This window comes from Variovorax sp. RTB1 (assembly GCF_035018765.1).
Taxonomy (GTDB): domain Bacteria; phylum Pseudomonadota; class Gammaproteobacteria; order Burkholderiales; family Burkholderiaceae_C; genus Variovorax.
Genome location: NZ_JASJXG010000002.1, coordinates 73202 through 88288, shown reverse-complemented (window position 1 = coordinate 88288; position 15087 = coordinate 73202). Strand labels below are relative to the sequence as shown.

The following is a 15087-nucleotide window of genomic DNA, read 5'->3' as shown; positions in this document are numbered from 1 at the left end:
GATCGCAGTCAGCGTCGAGTCTGCTGCACCTTGATTCGCAACGTCGCCACCTCCCAGCCCCGGTCCTTCAGTCGCGCGACGATCATGGGTGCCAGCTGGCGCAGCTTGGCCGCCGCGGCGCTGCCATTGACCAGCACGCACCACACATCGCCGTCGGCCGGGCCGGGCTGAACCGCGGCACGCATCTCCTTCGGTATCAGCTCTTCCACCGCTTTTAGACGTTCCGAGGCGTCGCGGGCGCGTGCCAGCAAGCCCGCGAGGGTGGGGGAGCCGTCGGCAGCCTGGAGCAATGTGAAGGTGGTTGTGCGGCGGGTCATAGGGAAATAACGGACTGAAACAAGCTGGCTAAAATGCGGGGTTTGTCGGCGCATTCGCCTGGCATCAGGGCCGCTTGCTTTTCATGAAAGTGCGCCCAATTGCTTTCACCATATCTTAGGGATCTGGATCGCAGCGCCCCGCGTGCAGGGTGTCCGTCGATCCTCCACTCATGGCAACCAATTTCCTGACCCAGATTTTCGGCAGTCGCAACGACCGTCTCCTGAAGCAATATCGGAAGACGGTCGAACGCATCAATGCGCTCGAATCCGAGTTCGAAAAGCTGAGCGACGACGCCCTGCGCGCCAAGACCGAGGAGTTCAAGGCCCGCGCCGCCAAGGGCGAAACCCTCGACGACCTGCTGCCCGAAGCCTTTGCGACTGTGCGAGAAGGTTCCAAGCGTGTCATGAAGATGCGCCACTTCGATGTGCAGTTGCTCGGCGGCATGGCCCTGCACAACGGCAAGATTTCTGAGATGCGTACCGGCGAGGGCAAGACGTTGACCGCCACGTTGCCGGTGTACCTGAACGCGCTGTCGGGCAAGGGAGTGCATGTCGTCACAGTGAACGACTACCTGGCCAGCCGCGACGCGAAATGGATGGGCCGGCTCTACAACTTTCTCGGTCTATCGGTCGGCATCAACCTGCCGAACATGCCGCGCGAAGAAAAGCAGCAGGCGTATGGCAGCGACATCACGTACGGCACGAACAACGAGTACGGCTTCGACTATCTGCGCGACAACATGGTCTACGAGCCCGGCGATCGGGTTCAGCGCGGCCTTAACTACGCCATCGTCGACGAAGTCGATTCCATCCTGATCGACGAGGCTCGCACGCCGCTGATCATCAGCGGCCAGGCCGAAGACCACACAGACACCTACCTCGCGATCAACAAGGTCGTACCGCTGCTCACCAAGCAGGAAGGTGAAGCCGATCCCCGCACCGGCGAGGGCGTCACCAAGCCCGGCGACTTCACCGTCGACGAAAAAACGCATCAGGTCTTTCTGACCGAAGACGGTCACGAGAACGCCGAGCGCATCCTCAGCGAGTTCAAGCTCTTGCCCGATGGCGCATCGCTCTACGACCCGACCAATATCACGCTGATGCACCACCTGAACGCCGCGCTGCGTGCGCGGCACCTCTATCACCGCGATCAGCATTACGTGGTGCAAGAGGGCGAGGTTGTGATCGTCGACGAATTCACTGGCCGCCTGATGACGGGCCGCCGCTGGAGCGATGGTTTGCATCAGGCCGTCGAAGCCAAGGAAGGCGTGCAGATCCAGGCCGAGAACCAGACGCTGGCGTCGATCACGTTTCAGAACTATTTCCGTCTCTACGGCAAGCTGGCTGGCATGACGGGTACGGCAGACACCGAGGCCTACGAGTTCCAGGAAATCTACGGGCTCGAAACCACGATCATTCCGCCGAATCGACACAGCAAGCGCGAAGACCAGCTCGACCGCGTCTACAAGACCACGCGCGAAAAGTACGAAGCTGCGATCGAGGATATTCGCGAGTGCTACGACCGCGGTCAGCCGGTGCTGGTCGGCACCTCGTCGATCGAGAACTCCGAAATCATCGACGAGCTGCTGAACAAGGCGGGCCTCCCGCACCAGGTGCTCAACGCGAAGCAGCATGCGCGTGAGGCCGACATCGTGGCGCAAGCCGGCCGCACGAAGATGATCACCATCGCGACCAACATGGCCGGTCGCGGCACCGACATCGTTCTTGGCGGCAACGTCGAGAAAATGATCGAGCTGGTCGAGGCCGACGAGGGCCTGGACGATGCGGGCAAGCAGGCCGAAATCGCAACGCTGCGCGTCGAATGGGACAAGGACCACGAGTTCGTGAAGTCGCTTGGCGGTTTGCGCATCATCGCGACCGAACGGCATGAATCACGTCGTATCGACAATCAACTGCGTGGCCGCTCAGGCCGGCAAGGCGATACGGGCTCGTCGCGCTTCTACCTGAGCTTGGACGATCCGTTGATGCGTATTTTTGCAGGCGATCGGGTGAAGGCGATCATGGACCGTCTCAAGATGCCGGACGGAGAGGCCATCGAAGCCGGCATCGTCACGCGCAGCATCGAGAGCGCGCAGCGCAAGGTCGAGGCGCGCAATTTCGATGTGCGCAAGCAGTTGCTCGAGTACGACGATGTTTCGAACGATCAGCGCAAGGTGATCTATCAGCAGCGCAACGACATTCTTGATGCATCCGACCTGACGGCGCAGATCGAGGCGCTGCGCGAAGGCTGTTTTACCGATCTCGCGCGACAGTTCGTCCCGCCGGAATCGGTTGAAGAGCAATGGCAGCTGGCTGCGCTCGAGAAGTCGCTGAACACCGAGTGGGGCCTCGACATTCCGTTGCAAAAAGAAGTCGAATCGGCCGCATCCATCTCCGACGAAGAGGTCGTCGAAAAGGTCGTTGCAGCAGCCAATGCCGCCTTCGACGCCAAGGTGGCGTTGATCGGGCAAGAGAACTTCACGCAGTTCGAACGCATGGTCTTGCTGCAAAGCATCGACACGCATTGGCGCGAACATCTGGCATCGCTGGACTATCTGCGCCAGGGCATCCATCTGCGCGGCTATGCGCAAAAGCAGCCCAAGCAGGAATACAAGCGCGAGGCTTTCGAGCTCTTCGGCCAGCTGCTCGACTCGGTCAAGAACGAAGTGACGCGTCAGCTGATGACGGTGCGGGTGCAGTCCGGTGAACAGCTCGAAGAAGCCGCCGAAGCGCTCGAGAGCCGCGGTGAGAACCTCGCCAACATAACCTACTCGGCGCCAACGGAATCGGGCGAAGTAGAAGTGCGCGTTGAGGAAGAGAGTCAGCGTCGCATCGCCGCGGCTGGGCTCGGCACGCTGGGCGCTGAAGCCGCTGCGTTGGCGCGCGTCGGGCGCAACGATCCATGCCCGTGCGGCAGCGGAAAGAAATTCAAACACTGCCACGGCAAGTTGAGCTGATTGGCAAGGAACCAAAACCATCTAACGCCATGCCCGTCAATCTGTCTGCCCCTGATCCTGCCGCCTTGTTCGCGGTGCCTGGCGTTCGCATCGGTGTCACCGAAGCGGGCGTACGCAAAGCCAATCGCAAAGACCTGACGGTCGTGTTGATCGACGAAGGTGCGGCGGTCGGCGGTGTTTTCACCCAGAACCGCTTTTGCGCGGCGCCGGTGCAGGTGTGCCGCGATCATCTGAAGGCGGACCATGGCATTCGTGCCATGGTCATCAACACGGGCAACGCCAATGCCGGCACTGGGGAAGATGGTCTGGCGCGCACGCGTACGGTGTGTGTTGCGTTGGCGCGGCATCTGAACATTTCACCAGAGCAGATCCTGCCGTTTTCGACGGGCGTGATCATGGAGCCGTTGCCCGTCGATCGCATCGAAGCCGGCTTGCAGGCGGCCCTGGCCGATGCAGCCCCTGGGCATTGGGCGCGTGCGGCCGAAGGCATCATGACCACTGACACCGTGCCCAAGGCCTTCAGCGAACGGGTGCTGATTGGCGGCGCCACGGTGACGATCACCGGCATCAGCAAGGGCGCCGGAATGATCCGGCCCAACATGGCGACCATGCTCGGCTTCATGGCGACCGACGCAAAGATCGACGCGTCGTTGATTCAGCCGCTGGCGCTGCAATTGGCCGATGCGTCCTTCAATCGCGTCACCATCGACGGTGATACCTCGACCAACGACTCGTTCGTTGTCATCGCGACGCAGAAGGCTGGCAACCAGAGCATCACATCGCTCGATTCGGCCGACGGTCAGGTTTTGGTGGCGGGGATGCAGAACGTGGCGCGCCAGCTCGCACAGGCGATCGTTCGTGACGGCGAGGGCGCGACCAAGTTCATCACGATCCGTGTCGAAGGCGGCAAGAACTCGGCGGAGTGCCGCCAGGTCGCGTACGCCGTCGCACACTCGCCGCTCGTCAAGACCGCCTTCTTTGCCAGCGACCCCAATCTCGGCCGCATCCTGGCCGCTGTGGGCTATGCGGGCATCGACGATCTCGACCAGACCGGCATCGATCTCTATCTCGACGACGTGCATGTGGCCGTGCACGGTGGGCGCGCCCCGGACTATCGCGAAGAAGATGGCCAGCGCGTGATGAAGCAAAGCGAGATCACGGTACGCATCGGCTTGGGTCGAGGCGATGCCAGCGACGCCGTGTGGACTTGCGACCTGAGCCACGACTACGTGTCGATCAACGCCGACTACCGCTCCTGACCATGCGCACGCGATGAACGAGAACTTCGAACACCTGCTCGTGCGCGCTGAGCAACTCATCGCGCGCATCGAATCGATTCTTCCGCAGCCGCTGGTTGCACCGACCGATTGGAACGCGTCGATCGCGTGGCGCTACCGCCGTCGCAGCTCGGGCCATGGTTCGCTGGAGCCGGTTCGCCACGTCGGCACCATGCCGCTCGATGCGCTGAAAGAAATCGAAGTTCAGAAAGAAAAGATCGAGCGCAATACGCGGCAGTTCGTCGAGGGAAAGCCTGCCAATAACGTGCTGCTAACGGGCGCTCGCGGCACCGGTAAATCGTCGCTCATCCGCGCATGTTTGCAGGCTTATGCACCGCAAGGCCTGCGCTTGATCGAGGTGGACAAGGCGGAGCTGGTGGACTTGCCCGACATCGTCGATGTCGTGTCGGGTCGGCCGGAGAAATTCATCGTCTTCAGCGATGACTTGAGCTTCGACGAAGGCGAGCCCGGCTACAAGGCGCTGAAGTCGATCCTCGACGGATCCATCTCCGCGCCGACGCCGAATGTGTTGATCTACGCGACCAGCAACCGGCGTCATTTGCTGCCGGAGTACATGAAAGACAACCTCAGCTATACCCACACAGAGGAAGGCGAAGTACACCCTGGCGAGGTGATCGAGGAAAAGATATCGTTGTCGGAGCGCTTCGGCCTGTGGGTCAGTTTCTATCCGTTCAGCCAAAACGAGTATCTGACGATCGTGGCGCAGTGGTTGTCTTCTTTTGATGTCGACGCCGCAGCCATCGACGCGGCCAAGCCTGAAGCGCTGGTGTGGGCCTTGGAGCGTGGCTCCCGAAGTGGCAGGGTGGCTTACCAGTTCGCGCGCGACTATGCGGGGCGGAGGGCGGTGTGAGCGACCTGCGCAACGCGAGCGACGTGATCACCGAGACGCGTCTGCACACCGAAGTCGCCGTCGGCATCCTGATCCGGAAAAGCGACGATGCCTTGCTCCTGTCGACGCGCCCGGATGGCAAACCTTACGCCGGTTACTGGGAGTTTCCGGGCGGCAAGGTAGAGGCGGGTGAAAGCATAGAGGAAGCATTGCGGCGCGAGCTGCACGAGGAGCTCGGCATCACGATCGACAGCGCCTCGGTGTGGAAGGTGACCGAGCACGACTACCCGCATGCGCTGGTACGGCTGCACTGGTGCAAGGTCACCGCTTGGACCGGTGAGCTAGAGATGCGCGAAGGTCAGGCGATGCGGTGGCAGCAGCTGCCGTTGGACGTCGCGCCAGTGTTACCTGGCGCAATCCCAGTGCTGGGTTGGCTGGCTGCCGAGCGCGGTGTACCCGGCCCTTGATCCTGCCGGTCTACTGAAGCCGCGGGTCGCCGAACGGATCATCATCGGGCGGTGCGTCGGTCGGCATCCTGAACTCTTCACTGGCCCAGGCGCCCAGGTCGATGCCCTTGCAGCGCGCGCTGCAGAACGGCCTATTCGGATTGGCTGGCCCATAGACGCTATCGCCGCCGCATGCGGGACAGCGAACGATCCGGTCGCCCGCCTTGTTCACTTTGCTCGTCGCCACGTTTTCTCTCCTCCCGTCCTGTCTCAAGCGCAGAGGGTCAGCTCGAGCGGCGCGTCATCGGTGCTCTGGTGCAGCCGGTCGTCGTCCTCGTGGCGCATCAATCTCACCGAGACCATCAAGCGGTTGCCGCTGATCTCAGGAATAAAGCCGAGCTTCGGATCGATGCGAAGGCGCAGCAACTGAAAGCTGCGTCCTTGCGGCAACGTTTGCTGAAACTGGCCGTGGGCTGCGATCACCTTGTAAGGAACATCGGCATCACGCAGCAGCTTGAGCAAGAGGTAAATCGATTCGGCCAATGGTGCGAGGGTCGTCAGCCAGCGCTCGATGTCGGTTCGACGCATCTTGGCCGTACCGTTTTGCCACGCAAAGTACGCGGGCAAATCGAACTGGCACGTTCCGCCGGGAATGCCGACGCGGCTGCGAATACTCATCAGCCATTCGTTGTCCGTGAGCGACTGTCCGGCCTTTCCAGGCACGGTATTGAGCGTGGCGAAGTTGCGTTCCAACTGCGCAACGACCTGGTCGAGCGCGGCCACCGAGATCTGCGGATTACCGCGATAACTGTTGAAAACGTTCTTGTGCTTGTCGAGATCGCGCAGCACATCGGCCTTCAAGTCGGCGCGCGCTGCCACGTCCATGATCTCGAAGATCGTGACGAGTGCGTAGTGGTGCAACAGCGCGGAGTCGGAGGGCACCAACTCGCCAAGGCGGCGAAAGAGATGCTCGAGCCGAAGGTAGGTCCGGATGCGCTCGTTGAAGGGGTACTCGTAGAGGATCACGCTGTTCCGTTCTGGTCGGGAATCATAGTCTCACGGCGGCCGCGGCGCGGGCGGCGCCAAGACTTGGCGGACAGCTTGCAACATGCGGTCGCCCACGACCAATTGGCCATGCATCGAGAGGTGCGTGTCATTTGGGAAATAGAAATCGCGGACTCTGGCGCGCTCATCGGCGGCAAAACTGAAAAGGTCAGGACCCAGGTCTGCAGTCTTGAAGGCCGCGACGAAGGGGGCTGCATGTTGCGTGTCGACGTACACCGTCGTCTTGTCGGGAATGACCATCCAGACGAACTTGAGGTCAGACTGAGCTTTGTCAAAAGCTTTCATTTGCTCGACCGCCTCCGGTTTGAGCGGTGGATTGTCTGTGTCCTCGAAAAAGAAGAGAGCCTTCTCGCACAGCTTGTGACTGAAGTAGCTGCAACCGTCCGGAACCGGGCGCACCCAGGTCTCGTCTCCAAAGAGCGCATCGCCCGAGAGCTTGCGGACTTTTCTCATGTTGGTGTACGTGATGAGTCCGGTCGTCAACTTGGCGCTCCAGTTCAGCTCAAAGCCGGGCACGGCTTCGAGTGGTTCGAGAAACGGAACGGTCTTGACGACGGGCTCCTTCGACATGGTCGTACAGGTGGAGCCCCCCTTGAGCCGGTCACCCAGCAGGCGCTCGACACTCTCGACCACGACGAGCTTGCCCTTGAATCCGGCGCGCCGTATCCAAGGTGTGAAGTCTTTGCACAACGGGCCGGTCTGGCCCCAGTAGATCGTCGCTACTTTGTATCCCTCTTTGACGAGCCGTGATTGCCAACGCAGCGTCATCGAAAAACTGTCACCCACCACCAGCACGTCAGCTTGGTCCAAAGGCACGCCTTTGATGTATGCCTTCGTTACGATCGGAGGTGCGGCTTGCCACCCGAACTCTGCATCCGAAAGACGGCCGATTCGCGTGAGGTCGCCATAAGGCGCCGGAGTGAAAAGCGTCACCAGCAACATCGAGACGATGACCACGAAGCCCGCGGCAAAGTAGCGAAGCCACAAACGCGCCGGCATCATTTTTCAGAGTCCTTTACGGCTCGCAACATACGGGCGCCGACCAACTGATAGCCGGCAGGAGAAAGATGCGTGTCATTCGGTGAGTAGAGGTCCATTACATGGTGCCGGCTGTTGGCGGCAAGCGCAAAAAGATCGGGACCCAGGTGCAGCGCACCAAGCGCCTGCACAAAAGAAGACGCGTGGTCTTGATTTAGGTACACCGTGGTCTTGTTCGGGATCACCATCCAGATAATCTTGGGCATTCCGGCGAGCCCGTCGAATCGAGCCATCAAGGCGGCAGAGCTTGGACTTAGCACCAGATTGCGATCGTCATCAACCAGAAAGATTCCCTTATTACACAGGCGATTGCTGAATTCCTTGCAACCGTTTGGCAAAGGACGCGACACGATCAAGTCGCCCCATCTCGGGTGGTCGAATACGAGATCGGTCTGACTCGTCTTGATGGCCCGCGTATGAATGTAGGTCAGCCAGCCGCTTGCCCACTCGGCGTCCCAGTTCAGGCGCTGCGGCAGCGTCATGGCGGTGTCCGCAGCCAGTTGGGTCGCGCGTGGAATGGCCTGGAACGGCAGTGACATCGTTGTGCACGCCGCAGCTTCGTCGAGACGTTCAGGAAGAAGGCGTTCGATGCTTTCAATGATGACGTAGCGCCCCTTGAACCCTGAGCGACGCAGCCACTCGGGAAAGTTGGCGCACAGCGGACCAGTCTTGTCCCAGTGCGTCGTGACGACGCGGTAACCACCTTCGACCAGTGCTGCTTGCCAGGCAAAGCGAATCGAAAAACTGTCGCCGATGACGAGCACGTCGGCGGCGGAAACGGGGGAGTCGACCAAATACGCACTATCGAACTTGGGACCCGGTCGACGCGCCGCAAACTCGGTTTCGGAAATGCGCCCGACGCGTGTCAAGTCTCCGTAGGCAATCGGGGTGAGCAGCGTGATCCAGAGCAACGCAAAGCAGACGACAAAGCCGACGCCGTAAATGCGAAGCCACAGAACACCCGGCTTCATGACTAGAACTGGAAATACAGGAAAGGGCTGTATGTGCCCAGCCGCGACACGCAGAGGCCCAGAAGAATGACGGTGCCCAGCGCGGTCAGTGCCGGCGCGATCCGCGCGAGCACCGCGCGATGGGCGACAGCGCCAGGAACTGGAATCCAGCGATCGAGCGAGATAGTCGGTGGCAATGCCAGGCAAATCACCATGCCGACCAACAGCGTCTGGAAGAACTCAGGCTTGCGGAAGGGCACGACGAACTCGGCAAAGGCGCTGACCGGTGCGCCGTGTATACCCAGCATTCCCTTGTAGATCTGGATCGCGGCATTCATGCTTTCGGCGCGGAAAACGACCCAAGCCACCATGACGCAAACGAAGGTCAGGAACCAGCCCAGCACGATTGCAAGCCAACCGCTGGACGGTTTGTCATGACGTACTTTGCTAGTCCAGAGGTGGTTGATGACAAGGAAGGCGCCGTGCAGCGCACCCCAGATCACGAATGTCCATGCTGCGCCATGCCAGAGGCCGCCCAGCAGCATCGTCATGAAGAGGTTGAAGTAGCGGCGACCGGGGCCCTTGCGGTTGCCGCCCAGCGGGATGTAGAGGTAGTCCCGCAGAAAGGTCGACAACGAGATATGCCAACGCCGCCAGAACTCGATGATGTTGGTCGATTTGTAGGGCGAGCGGAAATTCAGCGGGAGTTGTACGCCCAAGCAAAGCGACAGCCCGACAGCCATGTCGGAGTAGCCGGAAAAGTCGAAATAAATCTGCAGTGTGTAGGCGAGCACGCCCAGCCAAGACGTGTACAGCGAGGGCAGAACGCCGGTGTGCACGCCGTTGAACACCATGTCGGCGTACTGGCCGAGACGGTCCGCAATCAGCAACTTCTTGGCGAGTCCGAAGGTGAAGATGGCAATGCCGAGCGCTAGCTTGTTGCTGTCCGCGCGGTAGGTCGAGGGGTTGGCGAACTGCGGCATCATTTGGGCGTGATGCAGCACCGGCCCGGCCACCAGGTGCGGAAAGTACGTGACGAACAAGACGTACGGAATGAACCGCCGCTCCTTCACCTTTCCCTGCCAGCAGTCGACCAAAAAAGCGATCTGCGTGAACGTATAGAACGAGATGCCGATGGGCAACGCGAGGTGCAGCAGCGGCAGCGGGGTTGCACCGCCCGCCGTCAGACCTGCATTGACGTTCTCCATGAAGAAGTTCGCGTACTTGAAGACGGCGAGCACACCCAGGTTGATCGTGAGCGCCACGATCAAGTTGCGTTTGCGGATGGCGTCGACGCGGCCGGGCTCGGGCGTCAGGCGCTGCGCGATCCAGTAGTTGAAGCAGATCGAGGCGAGCAGCAGCGGCAGCGCCTTGACGCTCCACCAGCCGTAGAAGAAGAGCGACGCCAGGGCGAGAAAGCCGGCGGCTGCCCGCGCGTTCCGGTGACCGACCAGAAAAAACCCGATCAGCACCAACGGAAAGAAGAAAAAGATGAACGCGTACGAATTGAAAAGCATCGAGAGATCGGACTGACGTCTTAAGACTCTTTGCGGGTCTTATAAGTTCGTGGTGGCTCGGCGCCGAGCGTGGCCGAGAATTATCGCGTAGGCGGCTCGGCCCAGTGACCCATCAGTACCTTCACCTCGTCGGACAACTGTGCGAATGACTTCCCGACGTTGAAGATGACTGCGTCCGCGGCTTTCAGTCGCGAGCTTCTGCTGGCTTGCAAGGCGAGTACGGACAACGTCATTTCTTCAGTCCAGTTCGAGCGGGCCATGACGCGGGCCACCTGGACTTCAGCGGTGGCGTCGACCACCAGTATGCGATCGACCTTCTGACGCCAGCGACGCGATTCGACCAGGAGAGGTACGTCGAACACGACCAACGGGCGTTGGGCTATCGCCGCCTGCCGATCGCATTCGGCGCCGATCATCGGGTGAAGAATGGCTTCGAGCCTGGTTTTTTGAGCTGGATTTTCGAAGACGATCGATCGCATTTGCGCGCGGTCGAGTGAGCCGTCCATTGCAATGACGGCGTCGCCAAATGCCTCTCTGATGGGCCCTATGGCCGCTCCGGAAGGCTGCGTCAGGGCGCGCGAAATAGCATCGGTGTCTACCAACGCGGCGCCGCATGCGACGAGCATGGCCGCCACGGTGCTCTTGCCGCTGCCGATTCCGCCGGTGAGACCGAGGCGTTGCATCAGTCGGTTCCGTTGCGTCTCAGGTCGATTTGAACGGAAACACGAAGGGGAAGTGCTGACGAACTTCGACCGGACCGATCACGAGGCATAGCAACCCCGCCCCGGCAAGGAACGGGCCGAACGAGATTGGGATGTCCTTGTGCGCGATCCGGCCTGCCCAAAGCAGGATCGCTCCCAGAATGGCGCCAACAACTGACGACATCAGGATGATCGCGATGAGGTAGTCGGAGCCTAGCCAGGCACCCAGCGCGGCCAGCAGCTTGAAGTCGCCATAGCCCATGCCTTCCTTGCCAGTTGCAAGGCGATAGGCGTGGTAGACCAGCCAAAGGCTCAGGTAGCCCAGTGCGGCACCCCAGACGGCGGCGGGCAACGAGGTTCCAGTCAAGCCCAGCGCCGCTCCCAACAGACCAAGCCACAACAGCACATAGTTGAGCGAATCCGGCAGCAATTGGGTGTCTAGATCGATCAGAAATTGACATACCAGCAAAGCAGCGAAGGTGGCCCACAGCGCGCCAGTGAAAGTGATGCCGAAGCGGTAGGCGCACAACGCAAAGAGCACACCGGTCACGACTTCGACGATCGGGTAGCGAACGCTGATCGAGGTCTTGCACTGCGAGCATCGCCCGCGGAGCGCCAGATAGCTGATCACCGGGATGTTTTCGTACCAGCGAATCGCGTGACCACAAGCGCCGCAGCGCGATGCGGGCTTTGCCAGATCGAACGTGGGGAGTGCGTCGAGCGCTGCGCGAGCTTCGGCCGCACTGGACTCGAGTCGGGCTGGTACCGGCACCTTGGCGCCGAAAACTTGAGTCCAGAGGGAAGGTCCAACTGGTGGGCGCAGCAGGCCGCCGACGGACTCGTCGAGCCAGCCACGCAACATCATCACCGGAAGCCGGTAGATCACGACATTGAGAAAGCTGCCTATGACAAGTCCGAGCACGCCAGCGAACCCGGCATCGATCCCCTGCGACACCAACATCAGACGACTTGGCCGAGCTTGAAGATGGGCAGGTACATGGAGACCACGATACCGCCGATGAGAACGCCCAGGAACACGATGATGATGGGTTCCATCAGACTCGAAAGGCCAGCGACCATGTCGTCGACTTCGGACTCATAGAAGTCAGCGGCCTTGCCGAGCATGTGATCGATGGAGCCCGACTCTTCGCCGATGGCCGTCATCTGCAAAACCATCGATGGGAACAGGTTCGCGTTGGTCATCGCACTCGTCAGGCTGGTGCCGGTAGAAACCTCTTGCTGAATCTTGACGGTGGCATCGGCGTACACCGAGTTGCCCGAAGCGCCCCCCACGGAATCGAGCGCTTCGACCAAAGGCACGCCGGCTGCGAACATCGTCGACAACGTGCGAGTCCATCGTGCCACGCAGGATTTGTCGATAAGCGCACCGAAGATAGGCAACTTCAGCAGCACCCGGTCCATCACCTTTTGAACGCGTTCGTTGCGCTTCCACGCCTGCATGAAAAAGTACAGGCCGCCACCGATGACCCCAAATATCAACCACCAGTAAGCCACGAAGAATTCGCTGATGCCCATGACGATCAGCGTGGGCGCGGGCAAATCGGCACCAAACGAACTGAACACCGACTTGAATGCGGGAATCACGAAGATCATGATGATCGCAACCACCACGAAAGCCACGACAACGACCGAAGCGGGATACATCAATGCCGATTTGATCTTCGACTTGATCGCTTCGGTCTTTTCCATGTAAGTGGCCAGGCGGTCGAGCAACTCCTCCAAAATGCCGGCCGCTTCACCTGCCTCGACCAGATTGCAGTAGAGGTTGTCGAAATACTTCGGAAACTTGCGGAACGCCGAGGAGAGCGAAGTGCCTGTTTCCACGTCGCTGCGCACGTCGTTGAGCAGTTTGGAAACGCTGGGGTTTGCGTTGCCTCGGCCCACGATGTCGAACGACTGCAAAAGCGGTACGCCTGCTTTCATCATGGTCGCGAGTTGGCGCGTGAAGATGGCGATGTCTTTAGGCTTGATCGACTTGCCGGAGCGCATCCGGCGCTTCTTGATCTTCGATGCGAGCACGCCCTGCCGCCGCAAAGCGGCCTGGACCTGGTTCTCGCCCGCCGCGCGCACCTCGCCGCGGACGGCCTTGCCATTGCGGTCCTTGCCTTCCCATTCGAAGACGAATTCTTTAAGAGTGCGTGTCGATGCGGCGGTGGCCATGTGATCTCCGGTTCGCAGTATTTATTGGTTGGTGCACGCGACCACTTCTTCCAGTGATGTCAGCCCCTGCATGACTTTCCGAAGGCCGGATTGACGCAATGAGCGAACGCCCTCCGCCTCGGATTGCCGAGCGATGTCCAGCGCACTGCCGTCGCGCAGGATGATCTTCTGGATCTCTTCGGTGATCGGCATCACCTGGTAAATGCCAACGCGGCCTTTGTAGCCGCCATTGCAGGCCGAACAGCCCACCGGGCGGTATGGAGTCCAACCGCTGTCGGCGTCGGTCGCGCTAAAGCCTGCGTCAAGCAAGGCTTCACGCGGTATTTCGGCCGGTGTACGGCACACGATACAAAGGCGTCGGGCCAGCCGCTGCGCGGTGATCAGGATGACGCTCGATGCGATATTGAAAGGCGCGATGCCCATGTTGCGCATCCGGGTCAACGTGGTCGGTGCGTCGTTGGTGTGAAGGGTCGACAGCACCAGGTGACCGGTTTGGGCCGCCTTGATGGAAATGTCGGCTGTCTCCAGATCCCGAATTTCGCCCACCATGATGATGTCGGGATCCTGCCGCAGAAAAGCGCGGAGAGCGGTCGCAAAAGTCAGTCCGGCCTTCTCGTTGACGTTGACCTGATTGACGCCCGGCAAATTGATTTCAGACGGGTCTTCCGCCGTCGCGATATTGACGCCCGGTTTGTTCAGCAAATTCAGGCAGGTATAGAGCGACACCGTCTTTCCCGAGCCGGTCGGTCCCGTCACGAGGACCATGCCGTAAGGACGACCGATGGCCTGAAGCAAGCGCGCCTTTTCGTCGGCGTCGTAACCCAGTGCGTCGATGCCCAGCCGGGCGCTGCTCGGATCGAGAATCCGAATCACGATCTTTTCGCCGAACAAGGTCGGCAGCGTGCTGACCCGGAAATCGATGACACGGTCGGCGCCGATCTTGAGCTTCATGCGACCGTCTTGCGGCACGCGCTTTTCGGAAATGTCGAGCCGCGATATCACCTTGATGCGTGATGCCAGCTTGTCTTTGATGACTGTTGGCGGGCTCGCAATCTCGCGCAATTCACCGTCTACGCGAAATCGAACGCGGTAGTTGTGTTCGTAGGGTTCGAAGTGAATGTCCGACGCGCGCATGCTGAAGGCGTCCAGCAGCATCTTGTGCAGGAAGCGCACCACGGGCGCGTCTTCGACTTCGGCAACGGCCTGCTCGTTGGCGTCACCCGATGTGTCCGCCGTGACTTCGTCGAACTCGAATTCGGCGCCAACGATGTTGTCGATGGTTTCTGCCGCGCTGACCGCATTGGCCTCGACCATGCGCGAAAGCTTGTCGTACTCGGCGATGACCCAGTCGACGCCCATTTGCGACGCAAACTTGATCTTCTCGGCGGCTTGCTGGTCTGACGGGTCAGCGGTAGCGACGATCAGTCGGTTGTTTCGCTTGCTGAGAACGACGATGCGGTACGCCTGACACAGCTTGGTATCGAGCAGGTCTTTGGGCAGACGCTGTGGGTCGATTGCATCGAGGTCTAGCAGCGGGGCGCCGAACGCGCTGGAGAGCGTATGGGCAAGGTCGGCGGCCGAAACCGCGCCGGTGCCGGTCAATTCGGCAATGAAGCTGGTGCGACTCGACTGCGACTTCTGATAGATATCTTCAGCTGTCTTGGCAGGCAATTTGCCGGCGGAGATCAGCGCGCGCGCTAGACCGGGCAGCGCAACTGGCAGGTTTTCTTTGACGAGAGGTTCGGCAGCGGCCATGCAGCGAGTGTAAAAAGCGTGAAAAAGTGCTTC

The 15087-nt window shown here is 60.5% G+C and carries 14 protein-coding genes; 4 read left to right on the top strand and 10 right to left on the bottom strand.

The window, feature by feature from the left end; genetic code table 11:
* Positions 1-8 precede the first annotated feature (8 nt).
* Complete coding sequence (locus tag QN397_RS01840) at positions 9-317, bottom strand: DciA family protein (protein ID WP_323495539.1); 309 nt, start codon at positions 315-317, stop codon at positions 9-11.
* Between the two features lie 170 nt (positions 318-487).
* Between QN397_RS01840 and secA the strand changes: the two genes are divergently transcribed.
* The 4 genes from secA to QN397_RS01820 are packed head-to-tail and all read left to right on the top strand — an operon-like array spanning position 488 to position 5868.
* Positions 488-3274 carry a preprotein translocase subunit SecA gene (gene secA / locus QN397_RS01835; RefSeq protein ID WP_323495538.1) on the top strand — a complete coding sequence of 929 codons (2787 nt, stop codon included), beginning with the start codon at positions 488-490 and terminating at the stop codon, positions 3272-3274.
* A gap of 29 nt (positions 3275-3303) precedes the next feature.
* Positions 3304-4533 (top strand): bifunctional glutamate N-acetyltransferase/amino-acid acetyltransferase ArgJ, encoded by a 1230-nt coding sequence (gene argJ / locus QN397_RS01830; protein WP_323499905.1) that lies wholly within the window; start codon positions 3304-3306, stop codon positions 4531-4533.
* Positions 4534-4546: 13 nt separating this feature from the next.
* A complete protein-coding gene (locus QN397_RS01825; protein ID WP_323495536.1) occupies positions 4547-5422 on the top strand; it encodes an ATP-binding protein in 876 nt (291 codons plus the stop codon).
* Positions 5419-5868: an NUDIX domain-containing protein gene (locus tag QN397_RS01820; RefSeq protein WP_323495535.1), complete on the top strand. Its 450-nt coding sequence runs from the start codon at positions 5419-5421 to the stop codon at positions 5866-5868. Before QN397_RS01825 ends, QN397_RS01820 begins: the two co-directional genes overlap by 4 nt.
* Positions 5869-5878: 10 nt before the next feature.
* On the opposite strand, the gene QN397_RS01815 is transcribed toward QN397_RS01820, so the two are convergent.
* The 9 genes from QN397_RS01815 to pilB form a co-directional block, all read right to left on the bottom strand.
* The gene (locus QN397_RS01815) at positions 5879-6094 is read right to left on the bottom strand and encodes a DNA gyrase inhibitor YacG (RefSeq protein ID WP_187054569.1); all 216 of its coding nucleotides are present in this window, start codon (positions 6092-6094) and stop codon (positions 5879-5881) included.
* Positions 6095-6117: 23 nt separating this feature from the next.
* Positions 6118-6873, bottom strand: coding sequence for a cell division protein ZapD (gene zapD, locus QN397_RS01810; protein ID WP_323495534.1), 756 nt, complete (start codon positions 6871-6873; stop codon positions 6118-6120).
* Between the two features lie 30 nt (positions 6874-6903).
* Complete coding sequence (locus QN397_RS01805; RefSeq protein WP_323499904.1) at positions 6904-7914, bottom strand: hypothetical protein; 1011 nt, start codon at positions 7912-7914, stop codon at positions 6904-6906.
* Positions 7911-8921, bottom strand: coding sequence for a hypothetical protein (locus QN397_RS01800; protein ID WP_323495532.1), 1011 nt, complete (start codon positions 8919-8921; stop codon positions 7911-7913). The genes QN397_RS01805 and QN397_RS01800 overlap by 4 nt, the downstream gene beginning before the upstream one ends.
* Positions 8922-8923: 2 nt before the next feature.
* On the bottom strand, positions 8924-10417 hold the full coding sequence (locus QN397_RS01795; protein WP_323495531.1) for an MBOAT family protein: 1494 nt from the start codon (positions 10415-10417) through the stop codon (positions 8924-8926).
* A gap of 80 nt (positions 10418-10497) precedes the next feature.
* A complete protein-coding gene (gene coaE, locus QN397_RS01790) occupies positions 10498-11100 on the bottom strand; it encodes a dephospho-CoA kinase (RefSeq protein ID WP_323499903.1) in 603 nt (200 codons plus the stop codon).
* 19 nt (positions 11101-11119) lie between these two features.
* Positions 11120-12079, bottom strand: coding sequence for a prepilin peptidase (locus tag QN397_RS01785; protein ID WP_323495529.1), 960 nt, complete (start codon positions 12077-12079; stop codon positions 11120-11122).
* On the bottom strand, positions 12079-13299 hold the full coding sequence (locus QN397_RS01780; protein ID WP_187054576.1) for a type II secretion system F family protein: 1221 nt from the start codon (positions 13297-13299) through the stop codon (positions 12079-12081). Before QN397_RS01780 ends, QN397_RS01785 begins: the two co-directional genes overlap by 1 nt.
* Positions 13300-13320: 21 nt before the next feature.
* A complete protein-coding gene (gene pilB, locus QN397_RS01775) occupies positions 13321-15054 on the bottom strand; it encodes a type IV-A pilus assembly ATPase PilB (protein ID WP_187054577.1) in 1734 nt (577 codons plus the stop codon).
* Positions 15055-15087: the final 33 nt, after the last annotated feature.